Raw genomic sequence first — 25,980 nt, 5'->3', positions numbered from 1 at the left:
TTTTCCTAACTTGTATTTTTGCTAATTTTACACAAAATTTTTTGTAAAAATTTAAATTTTAAAACAAAAAGCTATGCAAAATTAAATTTTTTTTTGTTACAATTATGTGTTTAAAATACTCTAAATATAAAATCAATAAAGGCAAGAAAATATGTATGATGAAAGAATAATCAACACAATGACAGATAAAGTAAATGAGCTTTTGGCTAAATATAATGAAGTATGTGAAATCAATGAAAATTTAAGAAATGAATTAGTAAGTGTAAAAGCACAAAATGAAGCTAAAAATAATCAAATCGCACGTTTAGAAGAAGAGCTTAAAAATAAAAATATTGAAAGCGAAGATGTGATCAAAAAAATAGAGGCAGTTCTTGGCAAACAATAACCAAAGAAAAGTTACAATTAATGTCTATGCAAAAGACTTTGTTGTAACATGCAGTAATGAATTTGCAAATCATCTTGAAGATGAAATTGCTTTAATTTCTGGAGGTACAGGCAAGATAGAGCTTGCAAATTTCATTAATGCTTTTGTAAAACTTAGCTACGAAAACTATATCTTAAAAAAAGAACTCAATAAACTTATCAATACTATCGATGAAGAAATAAAATAAATGCAAACAAAAAAAGCTTTTACATTGATAGAGCTTGTTTTTTGTATGATGATTATTGCTATTCTTAGCGTAATTGCTTATCCGTATTTTTCTTTTGGAAAAAACGATGCTAAACTCATTCAAGTAAAAAGTGAGGTGGAGCTTATCAATGCTTCTTTGTCTTTACTTAGAAATCAGTTTTTATTTAAAGAAAGTAAGGATTTTCCAGCAATTTTAGATGAAGCTTTAATAAATAGTGAAAATCAAAAATTATTTGTATGTTCTCATTCTCAAAATTATAAAAATACAAAACAATGCACTTACAGCGTTTTAGATAAACCAATCATTTCATCTAAAAAATCGTGGATGAAAATAGCAAATACTCAATATAGATTTTTTATAAATTCTAAAAATTACATAGATTTTTCTTATAATAGTGAAAAAGTTTTTTTAGAATGTGTGAGTTTAAATTGTAAGGATTATGGGTTTTGAATTTTTATCAACTTGCTATTAAAGGATATTATTTAGATACCTTAACTTATGAAAGTGAAGAAGAAATTGAAATTTTAGATGAGGTGGTAATTGATCTTGCAAGGAAAAAAAATCTTAAAGCTATAATTTTACAAAAATGCCCAAAGCCTGATTTTAAAACCCAAGCTATAAAAGAAAAAACAGGTTTTAAACTAACGCAATACCAATACGAACTTGCTCAATTTATTGCTTATTATTATGCTAGTAAAATAGCTTTTGTTTTGGGCATGTTTGAAAGCATTAAAGAGTATGAAAATGAAAAAATTCATATAAAAAAAGCACCTAGTTTAAGTAAAAACCAGCAAGAGGCTTTGGAATTTATAAAAACTAAACAAACTAGTTTGCTATTTGGCGATACAGGAAGTGGTAAAACTGAAATTTATATTAGCTTGATAAAAGAATATTTAGAGCAAGGAAAGCAAGTTTTGCTTTTAATGCCAGAAATCGCTCTAACTCCACAAATGCAAAAAAGATTAAAAGTGTATTTTGGCGAGCATTTTTTCTTGTGGCATTCTAAAATTACTAAGAAAAAAAAGCAAGAATGTTTGCAAGATTTAGCAAATTCAAAAGCTCTTTTAGTGGTGGGAGCTAGATCGGCTTTGTTTTTACCTTTTAAGAATTTAGGTTTGATTATTATTGATGAAGAGCATGATAATTCTTATAAAGCTTCTAATAATCCAAAAATCAATGCCAGAGATTTGGCTTTATTTATAGCAAAAAAAATGCATATAAAAGTTCTTTTGGGTTCTGCTACTCCAAGTGTTGTAAGTTTTTATAAACATCCTTGTTTTAGACTTAAAGGAACTTTCTTTGAAAGTAAAAAGCAGTTTTTATACGATGAGAGTGAGCTTAGTGTTTCATCAAAATTGCTTTTAGAATTAAAAATTAGCTTAAGAAATAAAAAGCAAGCCGTGGTATTTTTGCCTACAAGGGCAAATTTTAGACAAATTTTATGCAAAGAATGCGCTAATACTATTAAATGCCCTTTTTGTTCTATTGCTTTGAGTTTGCACAAAAATAAAAATGCATTAAAATGCCATTATTGTAATTTCACTAAAGAAATCGATCAAACCTGCCCAACTTGCAATGGAGTTATGCTTGAAGCTAAAAAAATGGGCACAGCAGAACTTTGTGAGCTTTTAGAAAAAGAATTAGCTGAGTTTAATCCTATCATAAAAAGATTTGATAGTGATGAGATCAGCAGTGTAAAAAAGCTTGATATGATTTTAAAAGATTTTAACCAAGAAAAAATTGATATTTTAGTAGGTACTTCCATGCTTGCTAAAGGACATGATTATCACAACGTGGATTTGAGTGTGATTTTGGGTCTTGATGAGTATTTATTTAGACCTAATTTTAAAGCTTTGGAAGAGACTTTGGCTCTTGCTATGCAAGTAGCAGGTCGTGCAGGTCGAAAGGGTGATGGTAGGGTGCTTTTACAAACTAAAAATAGATCTTTTTTTGAAAAATATATACAAGATTACGATAGTTTTTTAAAAGATGAATTAAATGCTAGAAATGAACTTTATCCTCCATTTAAAAGACTTTTAAGGCTAATTATTGAAGATGAGGATAAAAATAAAGCTTTAAATTTATGTGAATTTATAGCTAATAAAGTTCAAGAATTAAAACAAGTGCAATTAGTAGGCTATGGTGTTTGTGGTATTGAAATGCTAAATAAAAAATGGCGTTTTTATGTATTATTGCGTGCTAATACTCACCTAGAGCTTATAAAATTTGAGCATTTTGCTTTAAATTTTAAAAATATTACTTGCGATATAGATCCAGTTGATTTTTCTTGAAAAATATATTTATTTATAAATAATTATTATTTTATAATAAAAACAATATTTTATTTTTAATTTTAAATTTATTTTGATAAGAATATACTTTTTTAATTTCTTAAATTTAAAGGAAAGAAAATGAAAAAGTTTAGTTTTCTTACAAACTGTGTGCTTTTTGGTGCTTTGTTTAATAATGCTTTAGCTTGCACTACTATTTTAGTACCAAATGAAGCAAGTAAAGATGGCTCTATGTTGGTTGCAAGAAGTGCTGATAGTAAAGCAGATAAGGCACAGGTTTTTCTAATCCACCCAAGAGTTGAAAATCAAAAAGGCATTTATAGCACTAAAGCACATCAAGGAATGAATGATTTTACTTACCCTTTACCTACTAAATCTTTTCAATATAGCACTATAGCTAATTGGCAAAGTAAATTACACGGTGCTACTGGTTTTAATGAAATGGGTGTTGGAATAAGTGCTACTGAATCAATTTATGCAAAAGATGAACTTTTAAAATTTGATCCTTATAATGAGAAAAATGGCATTAGCGAAGATGATATTTTGGATGTTTTGCTTCCAAGAATTAAAAGCGCAAAAGAAGGTGTTTTATTATTGGGTGATATTATAGAAAAACAAGGAGCTGCTGAGGGCTTTGGAGTAGCTTTTGTGGATTCTAAAGAAATTTGGTATTTAGAAAGTGCTACAGCACATCAGTGGATGGCTGTAAAAATTCCTAATAATTCGTATTTTGTTAGTGCGAATCAAGGTAGGCTAAAACAACTAAAATTCAACGATGAAAATACCTTGCATTCTAAAAATTTAATAAATTTTGCCATAATACATAAAGCGTATAATCCTAAAGTGGATAAGGATTTTGATTTTTTTAAAGTTTATACAAGAAATGATGATAGAGATTTAACTTATAATTATCCTAGAGTTTGGTGGATACAAAAAATGTTTAATCCATCTTTAAATCAAGATGTAAAAAATGGTGCTAATTTTAATGTGTTTTTGCAACCTGAGCAAAAACTTGGTGTGGATGATTTAAAAAAAGCTTTAAGATCGCACTATGATGGAACAAAATATGATCCATATGCAAATTTCAATGAAAATGAAAACATTTACCGTGTTGTGAGTGTGTTTAGAACTTATGAATCTCACATTATGCAAGTTAGGCCGTGGCTTCCTAAAGAAATAGGTAGGTTAAATTATGTCGCAATAGGAATGGCTGATTTGAGTGTGTATTTGCCTTATTATTTTGGTAATGATGAGTTTATTGCAGGATATCAACAAGGAACAAATGAAGCTGATGATAAATCAATTTATTGGATTTATCGCAAGTTGCAAACTCTTGTAATGAGTGATTATAATAAATATGCTCCTATCGTAAAAAATGCTTATGCTAAATTTGAAAAAGACACATCTTTAAAACAAGAAGCTATGGAAAAAGAATATCTAAGTCTTTATAAAAAAGATAAGAACAAGGCAAAGCAAATTTTAGTTGATTTTTCATTGCAAAATCAAATGGAAGCTAAAAAACTTACTCAAGATTTGACAAATCAAATTTTTACCCTTTTAACAAGAGATACAGATATAAAATATAAATCTCTTAATAAAAATAAAAAAGATTAATGATATAGCCCATTTTTGGGCTATAATACTCTAAAAATATTTTTAGAGTGATTTTAATGACAAGATACAAAACAAGACAAATAAAAGTAGGTGATGTTTTAATAGGCGGAGATGCTCCTATTTCAGTGCAATCTATGCTTTTTACTAAAACAAGAGATATTGAAGGTTGTCTAGAGCAGCTTAACAGACTTTATTTTGCTGGTGCAAATATAGTGCGTTTAGCCTGTTTGGATATGGCAGATGCAAGAGCTTTAAAAGAAATCAAAGCAAAAAGCCCCTTGCCTTTAATAGTGGATATACATTTTAATCACAAGCTAGCAGTCTTTTGTGCTGAATTTATCGATGGGGTGAGAATTAATCCAGGAAATATAGGCTCAAAAGAAAATATCAAAGAAGTGGTGCAAGCTTGCAAACAAAGAAAAATTCCTATTAGAATAGGGGTAAATCATGGCTCTATAGAAAAGCAATTTAGCGATAAATATGGTTATAATATAGAAGCTATGCTTGGGAGTGCTTTATATAATATAAAATTACTAGAAGATTTAGACTTTTTTGATATTAAAATTTCTATGAAAACTTCAGATGTGCAAAATACCATAAAAGCTTATGAAGCTCTAAGACCACTTTGTGATTATCCATTTCATTTAGGAGTTACTGAGGCAGGGACTAAATTTCATAGCACGGTTAAAAGCTCGATCGCCTTAGGAAATTTGCTTTTAAAAGGTATAGGCGATACAATGAGAGTTTCTATGACAGGGGAGCTTGAAGAAGAGATTAAAGTAGCAAGGGCTATTTTGCAAGATAGTGGAGTGCAAAAAAGTGGAGTAAATATCATCTCATGTCCAACTTGTGGAAGAATTCAAAGTGATTTGATAAAAGCGATTAAAATAGTAGAAGAAAAAACTAAGCATATAAAAGAACCATTAAATATAAGTGTTATGGGTTGTGTTGTAAATGCCTTGGGTGAGGCTAAGGGTGCTGATGTGGCGATTGCTTTTGGAAAAAATCAAGGTTTAGTTATAAGACATGGTGAAGTAGTGGCGAAATTAAAAGAAGATGAGCTTGTAGATAGATTTTTACTTGAAGTAGAAGATGAGGTAAAACTTAGAGAAAAAGATTAATTTTTTTCTAAGTAAGTTTTTTGCACATTTTGTAATTTTTTAGAAATTTTTACTTTATAAATACTTGGATTTTGAAGTTTTTTTAGTTTAAAATCCAAGCCATCAACACTTTTTTTATGATACTCTTGAATATTTTTCAAGTTAGGAAGCTCATAGATTAATTTTCCATCTTTAAAAATAAGCTCATGTAGATTTTTATATATATAACCTTGGTAATTTTTGATACTTTCATCATGTGTATATAAAATATCAAAACTCGCTTTATTGTTTTTATAATACCTTATGAGTTTTTTAAAATGTGGCAAGGTTGTTTTGTCTGAGTTTGCGCTGATTTTTATTTTAGGGATGATTTGATTGTTTTTTTCTAATGCAACAAGCTTATAAACAGCTCCAAAAATAGGCGAACTTGCCGAAGTAATAAGCTTTTCTCCAATGCCAAAAGCATCGATTGGGGCTTTGTCTTTTAGTAATTTTTCTATGATAAACTCATCTAAAGTATTACTAGCTATGATTTTGCATTTTGTTAATCCAGTAAAATCTAGTTTTTTTCTAATATATTTAGAGATTTTAAGCAAATTTCCTGAGTCAATACGGATAGAATAATTTTGTATGGAATCTTGTGCATTTAACTCATTAAACACTAAAATAGCATTTTCAATACCTTTTTTATAATCATAAGTATCAATCAAAAGACTTATATTATCTTTATAAATTTGACAATATGCTCTAAAAGCACTTAGCTCATCATCAAACATTTGTACCCAAGCATGAGACATGGTTCCACTAATAGGAATATTAAATTTTTTCCCAGCTAAAGTACAAGCACTTGCATGAAAACCACCTATAAAAGCAGCTCTAGCACCATTTAAAGCCGCACTTTCTCCATGAGCTCTACGAGAACCAAATTCTAAAAGCAATTTTTCTTTTGCAATTTGAGTAATTCTGCTAGCTTTAGTGGCAATTAGACATTGATGATTTAGGGTTAAAAGTATGAAAGTTTCTAACAATAAAGCCTCTATTATAGGTGCTTTGATAATCATTAAAGGTGTATTAGCAAAAATACATTCACCTTCTTTAACGCTTAGTATATCTCCACTAAATTTTAAAGTTGAAAGGTAGTTTAAAAATTCATCATCAAATTTTTTAGTATTTTTCAAAAAATCTATGTCATCTTTAGAGAAAGAAAAATGATTAATATGATTTATGATTTGTTCTAATCCACAAAAAACAGCATAAGAAGCATTATCAGGAGCTTTTCTAAAAAAAACTTCAAAATAAACAATTTGCTTATGCATATTTTGTTTAAAATAAGCATAAGCCATACTTAGTTCGTAAAAATCACATAATAATGAAGAATTCATATAAGGATTTTTACTAAAAAATTAATCCATTTGGCGACGCAAGAAAGCAGGAACATCAAGCTGAGAAATCACTTCTTCATCAAATCCACCGCTAGCTTTACGTAAATTCATATAGCTATTTTTTTTACTTTCTTCTTGTTCTTTAGCACTTTCTATTTCAGCTTTATCTTCAAAACCTGTAGCAATGATAGTAACTTCAACGCGATCACCCATACTCTCATCAGTCGTTGCACCAAAGATTACTTTTGCGTTTTCATCTGCTATATCGCTAATGCTTTGAGTAGCTTGTGAAATTTCTATCAATGAGCATTCAGGACCAATTTTATAATGGATGATTACGCCTTTAACGCCTTTCATAGTCATGCCGTCTAATAATGGAGATTCTATAGCACTTGATAATGCATCCATGATAGCATTTTCACCTTCTCCATGACCCACGCCCATTAGTGCTAAACCTCTGTGGCTCATAACAGTTCTAACATCAGCAAAGTCAACATTAATATCGCCATCTTCTAAAAGGATAGACACCATACCCCTAACAGCTCTAGCTAAAATATCATCAACTAGTTTAAATGCTTCTTTTATACCTGCTTTTTTTGGGAGTATACTAAGAAGTTTTTCATTTTGGATTACAATGATAGAATCACTTTCTTTTTTTAATTCAGCTAAACCAGCTTCTGCTAATTTTTTTCTTTGTTTTCCTTCAAATGCAAAAGGCATAGTTACAACTGAAACAGTTAGCGCACCTACTTCTTTAGCAGCTTGTGCTACAACAGGAGCTGCACCTGTACCAGTTCCACCACCAAGTCCTGCTGAAATAAATACTATGTCGCTTTGACTTAAAGCAGCTTTTACTTCTTCAAAACTTTCTCTTGCGCTTTCTGCCCCAATTTCTGGTTGCATTCCAGCACCCAAACCTTTGGTTTTTTTCTCACCTAGTTGAATTCTAGTTTTTGCTAAAGATTTAGCTATAGCTTGTGCATCAGTATTAGCTGAAATAAGATCAAGATCATGTAAACCCATATTTACCATATGATCTATCATGTTACCGCCACCGCCACCGCAGCCTATGACTTTTATTTTTGCACCTTTTGCGTGTTGCATTTCTTCCACTAGATATTCGCTCATTGTGTCTCCTATTAGAACTGGTTTATTAATTTATTCCAAAATTTATGCATTAAATTCGTTTTTTTATCTTTCTTTGTTTCTATTTTTGCTAATTCTGTTTTTTCATCTTCAAATTCTTTTTGATCTTGAAAAATTTCTTCAAAATCTTTATTTTCTTCTTCGTTTTCATCTATGGTAAGATTTTGTTTGATTTGTTTATTGATAAATTCAGGCTCTCCTTTGTATCTTAGTTTCTCATTAGAATCTAATTCATAAGGAGTAAAATGCCCACCACCATATAAACAAAGACCTATAGCACAGCTATTTTCTGCATCTTCAAAAATTTCTTTAAAACCATCCATAGTATCTTTTTTTGCAGTCGCTATTCTAACAGCTTTATTATCAAAATAAGCTGAAGCAAGCTTGTCAAGTCCTGCAAATTTTGTCATTCCACCTGTTAATACTATACCTGCTCCTGCTTGATTTGCACAAGTATTATCGCTTAGCATTTTAGCTAAAATAATAATAGTTTCTTCAATTCTTGCATAAATTACATTGGATATGACTTCTACTGAAACTTCATTTTTTCTTTTTTCATCACCCATGTATGGAATTTGTATAATTGAGTTTTCATTTTGCGCTAAAGATGCATAATTTAATTTTAGTTTTTCTGCTTCTTTTGGCGGGGTATGTAAAGCTATGGATAAATCATTGGTGATATTTACTGAGCCAATTTGTAAGCATTCATTGTAGCGTATAGAATTACCCGCATGAATGACCATATCGCAAACTGCTCCACCCATATCGATTAAAATAGCGCCTAATTCTTTTTCACTATCATCAAAGCAAGCAATAGAAGAAGCATATCCTGAAAGAACGATGTTATCTACTCTAAGATCAGCAAGCTCCACAGCTTTTTTTAGATTTTTAATATGCACTTCTTGTGAGATTACAATATGCGTAGAAACTTCAAGGCGATTTCCACTCATTCCCAAAGGATCTTCTACATGTTCAAGATCATTTACTTTAAAATTATAAGGTAATACATGAATGATTTCATATCCACTAGGTATATTTGCAGTATGCTTTGCTGTGCTTACTGCTCTGTGAATTTCTTTAATACCTATTTCATGATTTGGTATATTAACTACACCTATACTATCTACACTTTTTGCATAAGCACCTGAAATAGATACAATTACTTTATCATAATGCACGCCTGACATCATTTGTGCATCAGCTACTGCTTCTTCTATGGATTTTGAAGCAAGTTCTATATTAGTAATTGCTCCTTTTTTTATACCATTTGATTTTGATTTTCCAAAACCAATGACTTTTAGTCCTTCTTCGCTTTTTTGTGCTAATATGGCGCAAGTTTGTATTGAGCCTAAATCAATTCCTAAAATATTCAATTTGTATTTCCTTTATAATAGCGTTGAATTGGATATAATTCTATAAGTTTTTTTAATAATTCTTCCTTAAGTAAAGCTTGTTTAGTTTGTTTAGCGCTTTGCTCTATGATAAATTTGTAAATTTCTTCTTTGTTTTTATTTTCTAAAGTTTGTTTTGTGATCTCATAAACTATTGCTTTATCATCAAATAATACATAAGATTTAGCTTTGTTTGAGTCAAATACATGCATTAAAAACTCGCTAAATTCAGTATCATTCATCATATTACCCACTTTTGCATTTTTGCTTGAGTCACGGCTATAAGTACCTATGTCTATACCTTGGAAATTATCTAGGGCGAGTTTTGCTTTTTCTTCTAATAAGGCTTTAGTTTTTTCTTTAATGTAAAGTTTACTTACTTCGTTTTTAGCTTGCTCAAAAGTCATAGTTTGTATAGGATTTATTTTTATAATTTTTGCAATCATATAGCCGTTTTCAAATTTAAAAGGCTTAATAAAATCATTTTCTTTAGCTTTTTGTATATTTTCTAAAGGATAATAAATATCAGCATCGCTGATTGTGATATTTTTATCAAAACTAAGCTCGTTCTTTCTCAAAGCCACATAGCTTTCATTGGATTTAAGTTTAAGTTTAGAAAGTTTTAAATCTTTTATAACTTTATCTTTGCTTTGTTCTAGACTTAGAATTTTCCCTGCAAAATCTTTATAGTCATTTTTATTTTCTTCATAGTAAGCTTGGATTTCTTTGTCATCAATTTTGATTATATCAGGGTTTAAAAAATAAGTTGCAAGCTCGTAACTTTTTTGCGTCTTATAAAGCTCTTTATTTTTCTCCCAAGTTTGTTTTAACTCTTTTTCATCTATTGTTATGTTTTTATTATCAAGTTTTATAGCTTGAACTTTTAAACTATCTTGCATTAAAAAACTTGCGCCAAACATATCAAGTTCATTTGGTTTGATTTGCAAATTTAAAATAGCATTGATTTTTTTAAGTAATAACTCATCGTGAATGATTTTTTCATAAGTTTTTGGTGTATAGTTGTTTCTTGCAAGCAGATTATAGTATAAATTTTTGTCAAAAACACCTGAAGCATTATGAAAGATTTTTTGATGTGCTAAATCATAAGCGATTTCTTCCTCGCTCACATTTAAACCCAAGGTTTTAGCATAAGAAAGTAGTAGTTTTTCTTGTATAAGTTCATTAATAGCTTGGGTATCTAAGCCATCTTTTTGTGCTTGTTCTTGTGTGTAATTGCCATTGTTTAGCTGAGAATAATAGCCAAATAATTGAGAATATTTAAGATTAAACTCATCATAACTTATTTTTTCATCGCCTACCTTTGCAACAGAACTAGATCTATCGGTGTTAAAATCATAACTCCCCCAACCAACAAAACCTGCTCCAACAAAAGCAATAACGCTAATCCAAATAGTTACAACTAAGTATTTTTTATGATGCTGCATCCAAGTGAGCATTTTTACCCCAATCTGATTAAATAAATTAAACTATAAATTATAAATAATTTGTGATTAATAAAAGATTAATTTTAAATTATTATGATAAATTTGTTTCCGCTAAATGGATAATTTTGCAAGAATTTTCAATTAAATCTATAATTTTACCTAATTCATAACTTGTTCTACCATAGGCAAATATACCATAGCCCTTTACAACAACAAAATTTTGTTTTTGTTCTAACATATAACGATAAATTTCAGTTTGTGATCTATCCTCCCAATCTTCATAATTTTTAGGATTATAAACTCGAATTTCTTCTAGAAAAATTTCACCAAAATAATCTTGAGGTGTTATAAAATCATGATTTAAACTCATAGATAAGGTATAGGTTGGGCAGGCAAAACATATAAATTTGGCTTCAGGTATGTTCTCATATATACTTTTATGGATTTCACTATCGCTACTTGCCTCATCCCAGCTATAATCTTTTGCAAATTTTAAAATACTTAAACTTTTTTCATCTAGTTGATTTAAAAAAGTGTCATTTTTATTTATAATAAAAGAACTTTGAGATAGTTTTGCTGAAACTGATCCGTGGCAAATTCCAAAAAAATTTTTTTTAAACATTGAAGTAGAAAGTATTCTGATTTGAGAAATGATATTTTCTTTATTCATTAAAAACCTTGTTTTAAACTTAACTAAGATATTATACTAAAAAATATTTTAAAGGTTTATTTTGCAAAGTCCACATATTCCTGTTTTACTGCAAGAAGTTTTAGACGCTTTTGATGATTTTGATAGTGGAGATTTTTTAGATTGCACTTTGGGTTATGGAGGGCATTCTAAGGCGTTATTGCAAGCTCATGAGAAACTAAGATTAATTGCTTGTGATAAAGATTTAGAAGCTTTAAATTTTTCTAAAGAATTTTTAAAAAAATTTCAAGATAGGATAAGTTTTAATCATATAGGTTTTAAAGACATTTTAACTCAAATTCCAACGCAAAACCTAAGAGGAATTTTAGCTGATATCGGTGTATCTTCTTTGCAGCTTGACAAAAATGATAGAGGTTTTTCACTAAATTCTGATTTTTTAGATATGAGAATGGATCAAAATAATCCTTTAAGCGCTAAAGAAGTGGTAAATTCTTACAGCAAGGAAGCCTTGGAGCAAATTTTTAAAGACTATGGAGATTTAACACCGGTTGCTTCAATGCTTGCTCAAAAAATCATCAATGCAAGAAGTCAAAAAGAGATTACAAGCGCAAAAGAATTAAGTCAAATCATAGGAAATGCTAAGCTAAAAGGACGCAATGTGTCTTTAGCTTTACTTGTATTTCAAGCTTTACGCATAGAAGTAAATAATGAGCTTGGCGAATTAAAATCCTTGCTTAAAAACATAGAAAAAGCAAAATTAAAAGATTGTAAATTAGCCATTATTAGTTTTCATTCTTTGGAAGATAGGATAGTAAAAAATACTTTTAAAAGATGGGAAAAAGACTGCATTTGCGATGAAAGAGCCATAAAATGCGAATGTGGCAAAGGACATAGTCTTGGGAAAATTTTAAGTAAAAAAGCCATAAGTGCCTCCAAAGAAGAAATAAGCTATAATAGCAGATCAAGTTGTGCAAAAATGAGAATTTTTTATTTTAGGTAAATAATGGTTGAAGATGATTTTTTAAAAGAAAAGCAAAATATACGTGAAAAAATGTTGAAATATTCCAGGGCTATTAAAGAAGGTAGGCCTTATGAAGAATATGAGCAAAATTTTAATGAGAGTGATCGTATACTAAAAAATAGAATACAACGTAAAAAAAGACCTAAATTTACAGATTTTGATGAAGAGTATGAAGAAAAACCTAGGAAGCAATCTGCTATTTATTTAAAAGAAGATTTGATTAATGTTAAATTAGAAGAAAAAAAGCCTTTTAAATTACAACTTAATTTTTTCAAAAAGCAAAAAGAAAAATTCGATAAAAAAAATATTGCAAATTCTAAAACGCTTAAAAGTAACAAATCAACTCAAGAAGTAAGAAAAATAGAAAAAAAACAAGAAAATAAAGATCCTATTCAAATATCTAAAATTCTTACCCAAAGCAATGTTTTTGTCACCTCAAAATTTCAAGATTTAAAAGAAAAAAGAAAAGAAAAAGCTAAACTCAAACAAGAACTAAAAGAGCAAAAAAAAATCGAACAAGAAAAACTAAGAAAAGCTCAAGAGGAATTAAAAGAAAAAGAAAAACTAGCCAAGCAAGAACAAAAAATTTTAGAAGAAAAAGTAAGACTTGAAGAAAACCAAGAGTATAACCAAGAAGATAAATATGAACTTTTAGATAGTATAGTAAGTGAGGAGAATAAAAATTTAAGTCCTAAAAATTTAATATATGCAGGTTTGATGATAGCATTTGCTTTATTGATATTTTTCCCACAAATTTATATTAGAAATCAAATTTATTATGTAAGTAGAGATATAGCGGATTTAAGATCGCAAGAACTTGTTTTAGATGAGGAAAACAAAGAGCTTCAAAGACAGCTTGAGGCGCTATATTTTCAAAATCAAGTTTTAGACTTTTTAGATTAATCTTGTGTTTGAATGATTTTTTCTAAAACATATTGCTCGAGTTGGTTTTTTGGGATTTCTTCTTTAATGGCTTGGTTATAAATATTTTCTGCTATTTTTGAATATTTTTCATAAGCAAAATATGGAAAATGCAAAGCCCAAGCTTTTTTTAATAATCTTTTACTTATTACTTTTCTAGTGTAAATTTTAAAAATATCATAGCCAATAAAAACACAAGCGGTTACAAAAACAGCACTTAAAATACTAATATGAAAATCAATAATTGTTAAAAAATAATGACTAATGATAAGCATAGGAACTAAAATAGCTATGCAAAAAAATGCATAAATAAGATAAGAATTAAACACCTTAAATTTAAAATTTAATTTCGCAGGATCTACCATCATGCCTTCATTAAGTAAGGCGTTTGCTTCTAATAAATCTTTTAAATTAACAGGTTGGTTTGAAACTTTAAAAATAAAGTTTAAAATAAATTCTTGTATTTTCATTTTTTACCCAATCAGTATGTGATTTTTGTGATTTTAACATTTTTGTTTTTAATTAAACTAAATTTTAAGTCTTGTAAATGAAATCTTGTGTTAAAATTTATATTATTTTAATATCAAAATGGAAGAAAAATGGCAGATTCTAGATTTATGATGAATGTAAAAGGCATAGCTAAAAGTTTTATACCTAGAAAAATTTATCAAAATCAATTACAAAATATTTTAAAAGAAATTTTAAAACTAAAAAATCTAGATAACATTATTACTCGCTTGAATTATTATAATCTGCAAAATGATTTTTTTGATATAAAAAAATTTGAAAATTATGAAAAAATAGGAAAATTTCCTTTTAAAAAAACTTCTTATGCTTATGATGCTTATGCAATCAGTAAGTATTTTGATGATGATTTTTTATGGGTTAAAGGTTTTGGGGATATTAGTTATAATCTTAAATATCCAAGCATAGCTAAATCAAGACCGGTTGAAAATGGTTTTAATAATATCATCTTAAAATTAGATAAAAATAGACATTTTGATTTTATACAGGATAAAAATCAATTTGAAGATAAAAAAGACTTGCTTTTTTTTAGAGGCGCGATTTATCAGCCTCATCGTATTAAATTTTTTGAAAAGTATTTTGATAATCCTCGTTGCGATATTGCTCATGTTGGTGGTAGAAAAATTCAAGCTGAAAAATGGATTAAAAATTTAAATTTTAAAATCAGTAGAGCTTATCAAACGCAGTTTAAATTTTTACTTTCTTTAGAAGGCAATGACGTAGCAAGCAACTTAAAGTGGGCGATGAGAACAAATTCTTTAGTTTTAGCTCCAAAAATGCGCTATGAAACTTGGTTTATGGAAGGAAAGCTAGTTCCAAATGAGCACTTTGCTTTGATTGATGATGATTATGAAAATGTAGAAGCTTTGCTTGATTATTATTTAACTAATCCGCATAGAACAAAAGAAATCATTCAAAATGCCCATGCTTACATAGAGCAATTTTTAGATGAAAAGATAGAAATTTATATAGGAATTTTAGTTTTGGCTAAGTATTTTTATTATTCTAATCAGCTTGATTTACCAAAAGATATTATTGATTTATTTGATTAAAAGGAGGACTTATGCAAGAAATGGAAGTGGTGTTTTTAAATGATGAGTTTGTAAAAGCTAGTGAAGCTAAAGTGAGTGTTTTTGATAGAGGTTTTATCTTTGGGGATGGAATTTATGAAGTAGTTCCTGTGGTAAATGCAAAAATAGCTGACAAAGAAGAATTTTGGGAACGTTTTGAGCGTAGTTTGGCTCAAATTGAACTACAAATTCCTTATACAAAAGAAGAATTTGAAAATATTTTAGAGCAATTAATCATTAAAAACTCTCTTAAAGAAGGTGGGCTTTATATGCAAGTTACTAGAGGGGTTGCTAGTAGAAATTTTGCTCTTTTAAAGGGATTAAAACATACTATTATGGCTTTTGCTTTTGAATGTAAGGTGATTGAGCATGAGCATGCTAAAAATGGGGTAAGTGTTATTTCAACATCTGATTTAAGATGGAAAAGAAGGGATATAAAATCAATTTCTTTATTGGCTCAATGTCTTGCAAAAGAAGAAGCTATAAAAGCTAAGGTTTTTGAAGCTTTTATGGTAGAAAATGCTTTAGTAACAGAAGCTTCTAGTAGTTCAGCTTTTATTATAAAAGATAAAACTTTAATTACTAAGCCATTTTCTAATGAAATCTTACCAGGAATTCGCCGTAAAAATATCTTGAAATTTGCCAAAGAACTTGATCTTAAAGTAGATCAAAGAGCTTTTAGTATGAAAGAAGTATATGAGGCTGATGAGGTGTTTATTTCTGCGGCTACTTTTTTGATTTTAGGTGTTATAAAAGCAGATAGCAAGGTGATTAATGATGGTAAAGTAGGCTTTTATACCCAAAAGCTAAGAGAAAAATATGTGGAAAAAATACAAAAAGAGGTTTTTTAATCAAAACCTGCGTTTGTAAATTCTTTAGGATTATTAAGAGCGTAGCGGAATTTTTCCCAGTCTATTTGTTTGTCCCAAATAGCTACGATTAAAGCTGCTACGCTATTACCGCATAAATTTCCTACTGCACGAATTTCAGACATAAATTTATCCACACCCAAAAGTATAGAAATAGCAGCTACGGGTAAAACCTCGCCTAAACTTGCTCCTAAGCCATTGTTAGCTTCTGCAATATGCATATTAGATAAAGCTGCAAGTGTGCTTCCTAGTATGATAAAACCTGAACCAGTTACACCAACAGCGCCTTTTGAAGCTATCATCAGTACGATTAAAATACTAATTTCATGCGTTAAAGAAAGTTCTACATTAAAAGCTTGTGCAAGGAAAATCAAACTCATAGCCAAATAAATATTAGTACAATCAAGATTAAAACTATATCCAGTTGGCAATACTAAACCCACAGTGGCTTTTGAAATTCCTGCTTTTTCAAGCTTTCTCATAAGTGGAGCTAATGCTGATTCGCTAGAGCTTGTGGCAAAAACTATCAAAACTTCTCTTGAAATAAAACGCATAAATTTAAAAATATTAACTTTGGCAATAAAACAAATAAGTCCTAAAACTCCAAAGATAAAAAGCAAAGAAGCAAGTAGCATAACAACAAGTAAATATCCTAAATTTAACAAAGAGTCAAGCCCATATTTTGCTACTAAAAATGCCATCGCAGAAAAAGCAGCAATAGGAGAAAAATACATAATGATTTCTAGGATTTTAAAAACAAAACTTTGCATTATTTCTAAGGTTTTTTGTATAGCTTTTCTCTCATCAATTCTCATAAGTGAAATAATAAAAGCACAAGCTAGGGCTATAACTAAGATTTGCAAGGTTTTTCCCTCGCTAAAAGCAGCGATGATATCAGTAGGTATGGCGTCTTTTAAAATATGTAAAATTTCATTTTGCGCACTTATTTCTATATTTTTATTAACAAATTGAGCTACACTTTCTTGATCTAGGGTGTTTGGATCAAGGTTCATTCCTTTTCCAGGTCCCATAATATTTGCCATAAAAATACCAATAGCTAAAGCAAAAGTACTCACTACTTCAAAGTATAATAAAGCTTTAGCACCTATACTTCCAACTTGCTTTAGACTTTCAAGGCTAACAACTCCTAAAACAATAGTTAAAAATATAATAGGTCCTATTAAAAATTTTAAAGCTTGTATAAAATAATCCACTCCGATTTTACTAGCTAGTGCAAGTTCTTTGTCTAATAAACCAAGGCTAATACCAGCTATTATTCCTATAATCACCCAAAAACCTAAATTTTTTAACATTTTTTTGAGCTTGCTTGGTTTTTCATGGGTAATTACTAGCACAAAAACTCCTTGAATTTTTAAAACCATCACATATTAGCAAAGAAAAACTTATTTTTATGATTAAAACAAATAAAAAATAAACAATACTCTTAAAAATAATAATTTTTTAGCTTATTTTGTAGCTAAAAGTAGCATTTTGTAGTATTTTTATCTGATTTATTATGAAATAAATAATGATAATGTTTATCTAAATTTAAGAAAGCTAGTACTATACTTGCAACTATGATTTTAAAAATGAATATCATTTCGGAGTAAAATAGTGTTTAAAAAAATAAGCTTGTTGATAATTTTTTTATTTTGTACTATTGTTTATGCTAGAGAGATTGATTATCAAAAAGAAGCCCAAGCAATCAAACAAATTTTAAATGAAAGTATGATTTTATACAAAGAAAATAAAAATTTAGAAGCGAAAAAAAAGGCAGAAGATGCATATTTTCAGCATTTTGAAACCATGGAAGGTTCTATTGGGCGTAATGTTGGTAGAAAAGCCATTGTTATGGAGCGTAAATTTGTTAATTTAAGGAAGTTATATAAAGATAAAGAAGATTTTTCTAAAATAGAAGCCTTGATTAGTAGTTTGTATTTTGATTTAGATGAAATAGTTCCTATTTTAGAAAAAGGCTTCCAGCTTAAAGCTGAAGCTAGTGATGTAAATTATGATAAAAAAGCAGCTGAAAACTCATCTTTAAAAGCAGAAAAAGAACGCCAAGCACAAGCTGAAGCGATGTTTGCTGCTTTGCTTGGAGAGAATGTTAAAGAACAAACTTCACAAAACTCAACTCAAAGTTTGATTGCTCAAGAGCAAGACACTCAAAAAGATGAAGCATTATTAGCTTTACAAGAAGCTTCGGCTTTGGATGCAAGGTTGCAATTTTTAATGGATTCAATGATTTCAAAGCTTGATCAGGCTGCATTAGCTTTTGTAAATAAAGACTATCAAAAAGCTAAAGATTTGATTCAATCAGCATTGTTTGAAGACTATAGAAACTCAAAAGTAGAAGTTTTAGTGGCAAGATATACTAAGGCAGGAGTGGATAAAAAAATTCAAACTAAACTTAGAACTATTATAAGAAAAATCAATGCTAATACTTTAGATGAAAAAACTATTAGAGATGAAATTTCAAACATATCAGATTTATTATATGAAGCGTTTTTAGCTTTACCTAAAGAAGAATTAGCTTTGCTTCAAATTAAAGGCTTTGATGAAAGTACTATGAGTACTAAAAACTATACTAAAGTATATGATGATATGAAAATTGCTCTTAATGATATTTTACAAAATTATGAGGGATTTAGTTTAAATAGTATAGATGCTTTGCAAAATGTGTATTTGGATATTTTTGAAGCAAGTGGCATGGAAAGTAAAATTGGTGCTATTGATAGTGCTTTAAAATTAAAAATAGAAAGTTATTTTTCAAAAGGTGTTGCACTTATTAAAGCAAGTGCTTCTAAAGAAGAATTAAAACAAAATTTCGATGAGCTTAGTGCCTTAGTAGAAAGCTCTTTGGATAAAATTCAAGAATCCTCGCCTATGTCTTTATTTATATGGGCTTTGGGTATTATCTTAAGAGAGGGTTTGGAAGCTTTAATTATTATTGTAGCTATAGTTTCATACCTAGTTCAAAGTGGCAATAAGAAGCGTTTAAATATAGTATATTCAGCACTTTGGAGTGGGGTATTTTTAAGTTTTGTAACAGCATTTTTTATTTCATGGATTTTTAAAGAACAAGCAGGGCAAAGCAGAGAGTTGCTAGAAGGCATTACTATGCTTGTGGCTGTTGCATTATTGTTTTATGTGGGTTTTTGGCTTTTATCAAATGCGCAAAATAAAAAATGGGCAAATCACATAAAAACTCAAGCAGTTGAAGCTATATCAAATAATTCAGCAAAAACCTTATGGTTTAGTGTGTTTTTAGCTGTATATAGAGAAGGTGCAGAAACTATTCTTTTTTATCAGGCTTTATTGTTTGATGCAAAAACAAGTACAGATTATAGTTTTATATTTATAGGATTAGCTAGCGGATTAATTATACTTGTCGTACTTTATTATTTATTAAAAGCTGGTGCTTTAAAAATACCAGTAAAACAATTTTTTTATATAACTTCATACATTATTTTTTATATGGTCTTTGTCTTTACGGGCAAAGGCGTTGGTGAGCTCATAGAAGCTAAGGTTATCACCCCAAGCTTGCTTCCTTTTGATTTTGAAGGAATTTTGTGGCTTGGAATTTATCCTTACTATGAGAGTATCATACCTCAGTTTATGGTTTTAATCTTACTCATTATGGGTATTTTTATAACAAAGCAAATTTCAAATAAAAGGGAAAAAATATGAAAAAAACTTTATTAAGTTTAGGCGCAGCAGCTAGTATTTTAGCTAGTTCAGTTTTTGCAGCAGAGGTGCCAATTGGCGATCCTTATGAATTAAATGGTATGGAAATAGCAGCGGTTTATTTACAACCAATCGAAATGGAGCCAAGAGGCATTGACCTTGCAGCAAGTTTGGCAGATATTCACCTTGAAGCAGATATTCATGCATTAAAGGGTAATAAAAACGGCTTTCCAGAAGGCTTTTGGATCCCTTATTTAACTATAGCTTATAAGCTAACTAATCTTGACAATGGTAAAGTAAAAACAGGAACTCTTATGCCTATGGTTGCAGATGATGGCCCTCACTATGGTGCAAATTTAAAAATGGATACAGGCATTGGAAATTACGAGTTAGTATTTTTAATAGAAAGTCCAGAAAAACAAGGTTTTGGACGCCATGTTGATAAAGAAACAGGTGTTGGTAAATGGTTTGAGCCATTTTCGGTTAAATATAACTTCAAATACACAGGAAAACCTAAGTGATTTTTCCCTAGCTTTTGCTAGGGTTTATTTATGAAATTATTGATTTTATAAATAAATTCTATCAAAGAAGAGCCTATGTCGATTTATTTTGTACATTTTTTTGGAGTATTTTTTTCTTATGCGCTTTTGAGTGCTTTATTTTTTTATAATCTAAAAAATTCTTTAGTGTTTAAACTTGCTTTTGTAGGTTTTGTTTTTTCTTATTTTGCTTTTTTTATTAGCGCTAAAACACTAAGTTATGATTTGCTATATTTTTCTAATGATATTTTATTTGTTTTATTGTTTTTGGGTATTATCATTTTTTCTTTTATGAAAAATAATTTTTTAAAAGAAAAAATTCAAGCAATATTACTTTTTTTACTATCTTTTGCTTTTGGTATAAAATACTTACATATTTCTATTGACTTTCCTATATTAAGCACTAATTTTTTAGATTCTTTAGCGATTAGTTCTTTTGGGTTAATTTTGCTTGCTTTTGTTGTGTGTTTTGGGGTTTATCTTTTTACAAGATGGTTAAGGAAATTTAAATTCAAGTTTTTAAATTTATTTTTATTTATTATCGTAATTTTTTATCTAAATGAAGCTTTAGCGCAAATTTTATTACACCTTATGAGAGAAGGCGTGGTAGAAACAGAAAGTTTATATTTAAGCTATGTGGCAAAAAGTGTATATTATGCTAAATTTTATACTTATGTATGGTTTGTGTTGTTAGGACTTTGTATTGTTTTAGCTCTAAAGCAAAGAGTGAGTGAAAATAGCAAGAAAAAAGATTTTGATATAGAATTTAGAAAAAATCAAGCAAAAAATTCAACTATAACTAATTTTAGTGCAAGTATTTTTAGTGCTATGATTTTAAGTCTTTGTATTTTTCTTTTTTATGATTTGCATGCTTCAAGACCGGTAACCATAGATGAGCCAACCTATGTAGAGCCAAATGAAAATGATGAATTTGTCTTTGATGTAGCGATTTTAAGAGATAATAACTTACATCGCTTTGCTTATATTAGCGATGAGGGTAAAGTGGTGAGATTTTTTTTAATTAACAAAAGAGAAGATAAAGACTCACCAGTAGCAGTTTTTGATGCTTGTAGTATATGTGGGGATATGGGGTATGTTAAAAAAGGTGGAGAATTAATTTGTATCTCATGTAATGTTAGAATTTTCTTACCAAGTGTAGGTAAGGCAGGTGGGTGTAATCCTATCCCTATGAAGTATAAATTTGAAAATGGTAAGGTTATCATACCTTTTTCAGAAATTTTAGATGGGGTGAATTTTTTCACTCAAGTAGTAGAAAAGAAAGTTTATGATCCTATTGATAATACTGAATTAATTAATTTAAAAGCGCCAAGATCTTACGTTTATAAAGGTAGAACATATTTTTTTGCTAATGAAAAAAATTATGAAGAGTTTAAAAACGATCCTTTAAAATACATCGATATGAATAAGACTTCAAAATATAGAATTCATAATTTATTAGGAAATGACTATGCAAGTTAAGATTGTAAAAAATTCCATTTTTCAAAATAAAATTCAAAAATCCCTAGCTTTGTTAACGATTTTTTTAGCTACTTTGCTTATGGCTACTATGTTAAATCTTACTTTGGGTATAGGTAATGAAATCACAAAAGAATTAAGAAGTTATGGGTCAAACATTTTAGTTTTACCTAAAGGTGCAAGTTTAAGTGTAGAAGTGGGTAATAAAATCTATGAGCCTTTGAAAAATCAAAATTTTTTAGAAGAAAACAAGCTTCATACTATAAAAGAAATTTTTTGGAGAAATAATATTAATGCCTTTGCACCATTTTTAGATACCCAAGTAAAAATTCAAACTCCAAATGCAAATTATGAAAATATCTCTTTAGTAGGAACTTATTTTGATAAGGCTATAAAGATTCAAGATGATGATGATTTTTATGCGGGTATTAAAGAATTATACAAATATAGTCAAATCAAAGGAAGCTACCCAAAAGATGATAGTTTAGATGAAATAATGCTAGGAATAGATTTAGCACAAAAGTATGATTTAAAAATAGATGATGAAATCACCCTTGTGCAAAATGAACAATTTTTTAAAGTGAAAATTGTTGGTATTATGGATTTAACCCAAGCTTTTTCAAATAAAATTATCACTTCTTTACTTTTAGCGCAAAAACTTTCTAAAAAGGAAGGTTTATTTGCTAAAGCAGAAGTTTCAGCTTTGACTATACCTGAAAATGATTTAGCACAAAAAGCAAGACGCGATGTAGATAGTCTTGATCAGCTTGAGTATGATCAGTGGTATTGCACTGCTTATGTAAGTTCTATTGCTTATCAAATCGCAGAAGATTTTAAGGGTGCTAGCACAAAAGTAGTGAGTGCGATTTCAGATGCAGAAAGTTTAATAGTGTCTAAAATTCAATCTTTAATGGCAGTAGTTAGTATTATATGTTTAATCGTAGCTTCCATAGCCATATCATCTTTAATGAGTGCGGATATTTTTAGAAGAAAAAGCGAAATAGGACTTTTAAAAGCTTTAGGTGCTAGCACTTTGCAAATTTATATGATTTTTGCACTAGAAGGGGTTGTGGTAGCTTTAATTGGAGCAGTTTTGGGCTTTGCTTTTGGTATAGGTATGTCAGAGATTATCGCCTTGAGTATATTTGAACATACCATTGAAATTTCTTGGATTATCCTACCAATTTGTTTATTTTTTGCAGTGCTTATAGTATTTTTAGGATGCTTGTTTTCTATCAAAGGAATTTCTAAACTTTCTACTTCAGAGGTTTTATATGGGAAATAATTTTTTTATGCAAGAGGTTTTTAAATCTCTTATTTTTTCTTATAAAAGAGTTTGTATTATCTTTATAGCTGTGTTTATGGGTGCTATGGTTAGTGCTTCATTTTTTAATATTTATTTTGATATTGACACAAAATTATCTAAAGAATTAAAAGCTTATGGAGCTAATTTTATCATCACGCCAAAAGATGATGAGTTTTTAAGTATGGATGAGTTTAATCAAGTTAAAGAAAGCTTGAAGGTAAAAGCTTTAACCCCATTTTTATATGGTTTTTATAATCTTGAAAGCTCAAGTGCTGTAGTTGTTGGGGTTGATTTTGCAAATTTAAAGCTTACCAAGCCTTTTATGGAGGTTTTAAAAGGAGGCTTTTCTTTGAGTGATTTTAGTGAAGATAGTGCCTTTGTAGGGGCTGATTTAGCTAAACAACTTGAACTTAAAATAGGACAAGAATTGCAAATTTATAATCCAAGCATTTCCAAAATAGTCAAAGTAAAAATCAAAGCTATTTTAAGAAGCAATGATGAACAAGATGGGGTTTTAATCATCTCTTTAAAAAAAGCTCAAGAGTTAGCAGCTAAAGAAGTGATAAATTATGCTCAAGCTATTTTGCTAGGTGATTATGAAAGTTTAGATCAAAAAGCAAAAGAGCTTAGCAAGGGCAATGTAGAAGCCAAAGTCATAGCTTCAGTGTCCATTAGCGAAGGTGTGATTTTAGAAAAGATCAAAGCTTTAATGGCTTTGATTAGTTTAACTATTTTACTCATTAGTTCTTTGAGTGTAAATACCACTCTTAGTGCGGTGATTTTTTCAAGAAAAAAAGAAATAGCCTTGCACCTTGCACTAGGAGCTAAGCATAAAGAAATCATCAAGCTCTTTGGAGCTGAAGTATTTATTTTAAGTTTAAGTGCTAGTTTACTCGGTGCTTTTTGTGGATATTTTTTGGCAAATATTTTTGGGTATTTGATTTTTAATGCAAGTATAGATTTTAGATTGCTTTCAGTATTTTTTGCGGTGCTTGTTTCTTTGGTATTTGCATTTTTTGCAAGTATTTTGCCGCTAAAAAAAGCTTTAAAAATCAATGTTTGTGAAAATTTAAAGGGTGAGTGATGAAAAATATTATAAAAATTTCAAATTTAAATCGTAATTTTAATGAAGTTAAAGCTTTGCAAAATATCAACCTAGAAGTAAAGCAAGGTGAATGGCTAGCTATCATGGGTCCATCAGGTTCAGGTAAATCAACGCTTTTAAATATACTTTCTTTGATGGATACTCAAAGTAGCGGGGAGTATTTTTTAAATGATAAAGAAGTTGGAAATTTAAGCGAAGAAGAAAAAAGCGTAATCAGAAGAGAAAAAATAGGTTTGATTTTTCAACAATTTCATTTAATACCTTATTTAAATGCTTTAGAAAATGTTATGCTAGCGCAGTTTTATCACTCAAGTATAGAGCAAAAAGACGCTATAATGGCGCTAGAAAAAGTAGGGCTTTCACACAGACTTACGCATTTACCAAGCCAACTAAGTGGCGGGGAACAACAAAGACTATGCATAGCAAGAGCTTTAGTAAATGATCCTGAAATTTTATTAGCAGATGAGCCAACTGGAAATTTAGATGAGGCAAATGAAAAAAATATTCTAGAGCTTTTTTGTAAATTAAAACAAGATGGTAAAACCATAGTTTTAATCACTCACAATCCAGACTTAGCAACCTTTGCTGATAGAACTATCATTTTAAGCCATGGAGTGATGAAAAGTGAAAATTAAAAGTATAATTTTAGCTTGTTTATGTTTAGTTTTTTTAAGTGCTTGTTTTGAAAACAACAATAAAAATGGCGGTAAAATAGGCCTAAAAGCACCAGAAATCGCAGCAAAAAATTTAGAAGGTGAGAAAATCAAACTAGCTGATTTTGATAATCTTATCGTTTTAACTTTTGTGGAGCAAGGTTGTGCATCTTGTTTAAAAGATTTACCACTTTTGGAAAAACTAGCTAACGAATACCCTAAAAAAATGACTATTCTAGCGCTTGATTCTATAGATAAAGGTAAGGATTTTGAAGAATTTGCTACAAAATATGATTATAAAAATATCATATTTTTACAAGATGATTTAGATATCTCATGGCAAAGATTTAGTGTTTTTGCAGTACCAACTACTTTTGTCATTAAAGATGGAGTTGTGCAAGATAAAATTATAGGAGAAAAACCATGGTCGCAACTAAAAGCTTCTATTGCTTCTCGGCTTTAATAAGCATTTTTTTCTTTAGTGCATGCTCAAACAATGAATTTCAAACCCTAAATTCAAATCAAAACTATACTTTTAAATATGATGGTTTTGAAAAAACCTTAAAAACACAAAATACAAATCAAGCGTATGCTTTATTTTTTTTCACGCAAGATTGTGGCGCATGTAATGCACAAATTCCTATGTTAAACGAGCTTTATAAAGAAAGAAATTTTCCTATTTTAGCGGTGCTAAATGGAGTTAATTCAAAAGAAGAAGCTCAAAAAATTCTTTTGGAAAAAAAGCTAGACTTGCCACTTTTATATGAAGCCAAAGCAAGCTCATTTTTATCTAAAGCTGTGGGTGGAATTTATGGTGTGCCTGTGATAGTTTTTTATGATGAAAAAGGCAAAATAAATGAAAAATTCATCGGACTTACCCCAAAAAGTATTTTAGAAAATAAGATTAAATTTTTACAATAATTTTTTTTATTGAAAGTATTAATATTGTTATGTTTAAAGTATTTAAGATAATTTTTATATTAAATTATTTTTAAGGAAAAATTTATAAATAAAATATTAATATTATGACCATATTATTAAAATATTAGTAACAAATGTTACAAATATATACAAATAAACAATAACCCATCAAACACATTAACTATTTTTTGAAAGGACTTTTTCAATGAATATAAATTTATCTAAAAAACACCTCAT

25 protein-coding genes are annotated in these 25,980 nt (G+C 29.1%); 18 read left to right on the top strand and 7 right to left on the bottom strand.

Going from position 1 to position 25,980, the window contains the following annotated elements:
- Positions 1-151 precede the first annotated feature (151 nt).
- The 6 genes from L8U00_RS03355 (at position 152) to ispG (ending at position 5,658) form a co-directional block, all read left to right on the top strand.
- On the top strand, positions 152-385 hold the full coding sequence (locus tag L8U00_RS03355; protein WP_012661890.1) for a hypothetical protein: 234 nt from the start codon (positions 152-154) through the stop codon (positions 383-385).
- Positions 372-611, top strand: coding sequence for a hypothetical protein (locus L8U00_RS03350; protein ID WP_012661889.1), 240 nt, complete (start codon positions 372-374; stop codon positions 609-611). Before L8U00_RS03355 ends, L8U00_RS03350 begins: the two co-directional genes overlap by 14 nt.
- A complete protein-coding gene (locus L8U00_RS03345; protein WP_263708497.1) occupies positions 612-1,082 on the top strand; it encodes a type II secretion system protein in 471 nt (156 codons plus the stop codon).
- Complete coding sequence (locus L8U00_RS03340; RefSeq protein WP_263708495.1) at positions 1,079-2,923, top strand: primosomal protein N'; 1,845 nt, start codon at positions 1,079-1,081, stop codon at positions 2,921-2,923. The genes L8U00_RS03345 and L8U00_RS03340 overlap by 4 nt, the downstream gene beginning before the upstream one ends.
- A 120-nt stretch (positions 2,924-3,043) precedes the next feature.
- Positions 3,044-4,537: a C69 family dipeptidase gene (locus L8U00_RS03335; RefSeq protein ID WP_263708494.1), complete on the top strand. Its 1,494-nt coding sequence runs from the start codon at positions 3,044-3,046 to the stop codon at positions 4,535-4,537.
- A 56-nt stretch (positions 4,538-4,593) separates the two neighbouring features.
- Positions 4,594-5,658: a flavodoxin-dependent (E)-4-hydroxy-3-methylbut-2-enyl-diphosphate synthase gene (ispG, locus tag L8U00_RS03330; protein ID WP_412175039.1), complete on the top strand. Its 1,065-nt coding sequence runs from the start codon at positions 4,594-4,596 to the stop codon at positions 5,656-5,658.
- Here the strand turns inward: ispG and L8U00_RS03325 are convergent.
- The 5 genes from L8U00_RS03325 to L8U00_RS03305 form a co-directional block, all read right to left on the bottom strand.
- A complete protein-coding gene (locus L8U00_RS03325) occupies positions 5,655-7,019 on the bottom strand; it encodes a nicotinate phosphoribosyltransferase (protein ID WP_263708493.1) in 1,365 nt (454 codons plus the stop codon). The genes ispG and L8U00_RS03325 overlap by 4 nt on opposite strands.
- Positions 7,020-7,040: 21 nt before the next feature.
- Positions 7,041-8,147, bottom strand: a complete 1,107-nt coding sequence (ftsZ, locus tag L8U00_RS03320; RefSeq protein ID WP_039626779.1) for a cell division protein FtsZ — start codon at positions 8,145-8,147, stop codon at positions 7,041-7,043.
- Positions 8,148-8,158: 11 nt separating this feature from the next.
- Complete coding sequence (gene ftsA / locus L8U00_RS03315; protein ID WP_263708492.1) at positions 8,159-9,538, bottom strand: cell division protein FtsA; 1,380 nt, start codon at positions 9,536-9,538, stop codon at positions 8,159-8,161.
- The gene (locus L8U00_RS03310) at positions 9,535-11,013 is read right to left on the bottom strand and encodes a peptidylprolyl isomerase (RefSeq protein ID WP_263708491.1); all 1,479 of its coding nucleotides are present in this window, start codon (positions 11,011-11,013) and stop codon (positions 9,535-9,537) included. Before L8U00_RS03310 ends, ftsA begins: the two co-directional genes overlap by 4 nt.
- Before the next feature lie 79 nt (positions 11,014-11,092).
- The gene (locus L8U00_RS03305) at positions 11,093-11,671 is read right to left on the bottom strand and encodes a class II aldolase and adducin N-terminal domain-containing protein (RefSeq protein ID WP_263682328.1); all 579 of its coding nucleotides are present in this window, start codon (positions 11,669-11,671) and stop codon (positions 11,093-11,095) included.
- Positions 11,672-11,732: 61 nt separating this feature from the next.
- Here L8U00_RS03305 and rsmH point away from each other — a divergent pair, with 61 nt between their 5' ends.
- Together rsmH and L8U00_RS03295 are read left to right on the top strand one after the other, a co-directional pair.
- Positions 11,733-12,650, top strand: coding sequence for a 16S rRNA (cytosine(1402)-N(4))-methyltransferase RsmH (rsmH, locus tag L8U00_RS03300; protein WP_263708489.1), 918 nt, complete (start codon positions 11,733-11,735; stop codon positions 12,648-12,650).
- Positions 12,651-12,653: 3 nt separating this feature from the next.
- Positions 12,654-13,574 carry a hypothetical protein gene (locus L8U00_RS03295; protein ID WP_263708488.1) on the top strand — a complete coding sequence of 307 codons (921 nt, stop codon included), beginning with the start codon at positions 12,654-12,656 and terminating at the stop codon, positions 13,572-13,574.
- Here L8U00_RS03295 and L8U00_RS03290 read toward each other — a convergent pair.
- On the bottom strand, positions 13,571-14,062 hold the full coding sequence (locus tag L8U00_RS03290; RefSeq protein WP_220517091.1) for a hypothetical protein: 492 nt from the start codon (positions 14,060-14,062) through the stop codon (positions 13,571-13,573). The genes L8U00_RS03295 and L8U00_RS03290 overlap by 4 nt on opposite strands.
- 129 nt (positions 14,063-14,191) lie before the next feature.
- Between L8U00_RS03290 and L8U00_RS03285 the strand changes: the two genes are divergently transcribed.
- Both L8U00_RS03285 and L8U00_RS03280 read left to right on the top strand, forming a co-directional pair.
- Positions 14,192-15,169, top strand: a complete 978-nt coding sequence (locus tag L8U00_RS03285; protein WP_263708487.1) for a glycosyl transferase family 90 — start codon at positions 14,192-14,194, stop codon at positions 15,167-15,169.
- An 11-nt stretch (positions 15,170-15,180) separates the two neighbouring features.
- Positions 15,181-16,038 (top strand): aminotransferase class IV, encoded by an 858-nt coding sequence (locus tag L8U00_RS03280; RefSeq protein WP_263708486.1) that lies wholly within the window; start codon positions 15,181-15,183, stop codon positions 16,036-16,038.
- Here the strand turns inward: L8U00_RS03280 and L8U00_RS03275 are convergent.
- Positions 16,035-17,369: a cation:dicarboxylate symporter family transporter gene (locus tag L8U00_RS03275; RefSeq protein WP_263708567.1), complete on the bottom strand. Its 1,335-nt coding sequence runs from the start codon at positions 17,367-17,369 to the stop codon at positions 16,035-16,037. The two genes, L8U00_RS03280 and L8U00_RS03275, sit on opposite strands and share 4 nt — an antisense overlap.
- Before the next feature lie 301 nt (positions 17,370-17,670).
- On the opposite strand from L8U00_RS03275, the gene L8U00_RS03270 reads away from it, so the two are divergent.
- The 8 genes from L8U00_RS03270 (at position 17,671) to L8U00_RS03235 (ending at position 25,743) form a co-directional block, all read left to right on the top strand.
- A complete protein-coding gene (locus tag L8U00_RS03270; RefSeq protein ID WP_412175420.1) occupies positions 17,671-19,746 on the top strand; it encodes an FTR1 family iron permease in 2,076 nt (691 codons plus the stop codon).
- Positions 19,743-20,264 carry a ferrirhodotorulic acid transporter, periplasmic binding protein gene (locus tag L8U00_RS03265; protein WP_012661874.1) on the top strand — a complete coding sequence of 174 codons (522 nt, stop codon included), beginning with the start codon at positions 19,743-19,745 and terminating at the stop codon, positions 20,262-20,264. The genes L8U00_RS03270 and L8U00_RS03265 overlap by 4 nt, the downstream gene beginning before the upstream one ends.
- Before the next feature lie 75 nt (positions 20,265-20,339).
- Positions 20,340-21,761, top strand: a complete 1,422-nt coding sequence (locus tag L8U00_RS03260) for a Fe-S-containing protein (protein WP_263708485.1) — start codon at positions 20,340-20,342, stop codon at positions 21,759-21,761.
- Positions 21,751-23,043, top strand: coding sequence for an ABC transporter permease (locus L8U00_RS03255; RefSeq protein WP_263708484.1), 1,293 nt, complete (start codon positions 21,751-21,753; stop codon positions 23,041-23,043). Before L8U00_RS03260 ends, L8U00_RS03255 begins: the two co-directional genes overlap by 11 nt.
- On the top strand, positions 23,033-24,148 hold the full coding sequence (locus L8U00_RS03250) for an ABC transporter permease (RefSeq protein ID WP_263708483.1): 1,116 nt from the start codon (positions 23,033-23,035) through the stop codon (positions 24,146-24,148). The genes L8U00_RS03255 and L8U00_RS03250 overlap by 11 nt, the downstream gene beginning before the upstream one ends.
- The gene (locus tag L8U00_RS03245) at positions 24,148-24,804 is read left to right on the top strand and encodes an ABC transporter ATP-binding protein (protein WP_263708482.1); all 657 of its coding nucleotides are present in this window, start codon (positions 24,148-24,150) and stop codon (positions 24,802-24,804) included. Before L8U00_RS03250 ends, L8U00_RS03245 begins: the two co-directional genes overlap by 1 nt.
- Positions 24,794-25,285, top strand: a complete 492-nt coding sequence (locus tag L8U00_RS03240) for a TlpA family protein disulfide reductase (RefSeq protein ID WP_263708481.1) — start codon at positions 24,794-24,796, stop codon at positions 25,283-25,285. Before L8U00_RS03245 ends, L8U00_RS03240 begins: the two co-directional genes overlap by 11 nt.
- Complete coding sequence (locus L8U00_RS03235; RefSeq protein WP_263708480.1) at positions 25,246-25,743, top strand: TlpA family protein disulfide reductase; 498 nt, start codon at positions 25,246-25,248, stop codon at positions 25,741-25,743. The genes L8U00_RS03240 and L8U00_RS03235 overlap by 40 nt, the downstream gene beginning before the upstream one ends.
- Positions 25,744-25,980: the final 237 nt, after the last annotated feature.

Source organism: Campylobacter sp. IFREMER_LSEM_CL2256 (genome assembly GCF_025771645.1).
Classification (GTDB): Bacteria; Campylobacterota; Campylobacteria; order Campylobacterales; family Campylobacteraceae; genus Campylobacter_D.
This window is presented reverse-complemented; position numbering and strand designations above follow the sequence as displayed.

What these genes read in the sequence shown, in the direction of transcription:
- L8U00_RS03310 (WP_263708491.1), bottom strand. Translation starts at nt 11,013, where the DNA reads ATGCTCACTTGGATGCAGCATCATAAAAAATACTTAGTTGTAACTATT.
- L8U00_RS03295 (WP_263708488.1), top strand. Translation starts at nt 12,654, where the DNA reads ATGGTTGAAGATGATTTTTTAAAAGAAAAGCAAAATATACGTGAAAAA.
- L8U00_RS03335 (WP_263708494.1), top strand. Translation starts at nt 3,044, where the DNA reads ATGAAAAAGTTTAGTTTTCTTACAAACTGTGTGCTTTTTGGTGCTTTG.
- L8U00_RS03280 (WP_263708486.1), top strand. Translation starts at nt 15,181, where the DNA reads ATGCAAGAAATGGAAGTGGTGTTTTTAAATGATGAGTTTGTAAAAGCT.
- L8U00_RS03290 (WP_220517091.1), bottom strand. Translation starts at nt 14,062, where the DNA reads ATGAAAATACAAGAATTTATTTTAAACTTTATTTTTAAAGTTTCAAAC.
- L8U00_RS03250 (WP_263708483.1), top strand. Translation starts at nt 23,033, where the DNA reads ATGGGAAATAATTTTTTTATGCAAGAGGTTTTTAAATCTCTTATTTTT.
- L8U00_RS03325 (WP_263708493.1), bottom strand. Translation starts at nt 7,019, where the DNA reads ATGAATTCTTCATTATTATGTGATTTTTACGAACTAAGTATGGCTTAT.
- L8U00_RS03275 (WP_263708567.1), bottom strand. Translation starts at nt 17,369, where the DNA reads ATGTTAAAAAATTTAGGTTTTTGGGTGATTATAGGAATAATAGCTGGT.
- L8U00_RS03355 (WP_012661890.1), top strand. Translation starts at nt 152, where the DNA reads ATGTATGATGAAAGAATAATCAACACAATGACAGATAAAGTAAATGAG.
- L8U00_RS03305 (WP_263682328.1), bottom strand. Translation starts at nt 11,671, where the DNA reads ATGAATAAAGAAAATATCATTTCTCAAATCAGAATACTTTCTACTTCA.
- ftsZ (WP_039626779.1), bottom strand. Translation starts at nt 8,147, where the DNA reads ATGAGCGAATATCTAGTGGAAGAAATGCAACACGCAAAAGGTGCAAAA.
- L8U00_RS03235 (WP_263708480.1), top strand. Translation starts at nt 25,246, where the DNA reads ATGGTCGCAACTAAAAGCTTCTATTGCTTCTCGGCTTTAATAAGCATT.
- L8U00_RS03345 (WP_263708497.1), top strand. Translation starts at nt 612, where the DNA reads ATGCAAACAAAAAAAGCTTTTACATTGATAGAGCTTGTTTTTTGTATG.
- L8U00_RS03245 (WP_263708482.1), top strand. Translation starts at nt 24,148, where the DNA reads ATGAAAAATATTATAAAAATTTCAAATTTAAATCGTAATTTTAATGAA.
- L8U00_RS03285 (WP_263708487.1), top strand. Translation starts at nt 14,192, where the DNA reads ATGGCAGATTCTAGATTTATGATGAATGTAAAAGGCATAGCTAAAAGT.
- L8U00_RS03255 (WP_263708484.1), top strand. Translation starts at nt 21,751, where the DNA reads ATGCAAGTTAAGATTGTAAAAAATTCCATTTTTCAAAATAAAATTCAA.
- ispG (WP_412175039.1), top strand. Translation starts at nt 4,594, where the DNA reads ATGACAAGATACAAAACAAGACAAATAAAAGTAGGTGATGTTTTAATA.
- L8U00_RS03260 (WP_263708485.1), top strand. Translation starts at nt 20,340, where the DNA reads ATGTCGATTTATTTTGTACATTTTTTTGGAGTATTTTTTTCTTATGCG.
- L8U00_RS03265 (WP_012661874.1), top strand. Translation starts at nt 19,743, where the DNA reads ATGAAAAAAACTTTATTAAGTTTAGGCGCAGCAGCTAGTATTTTAGCT.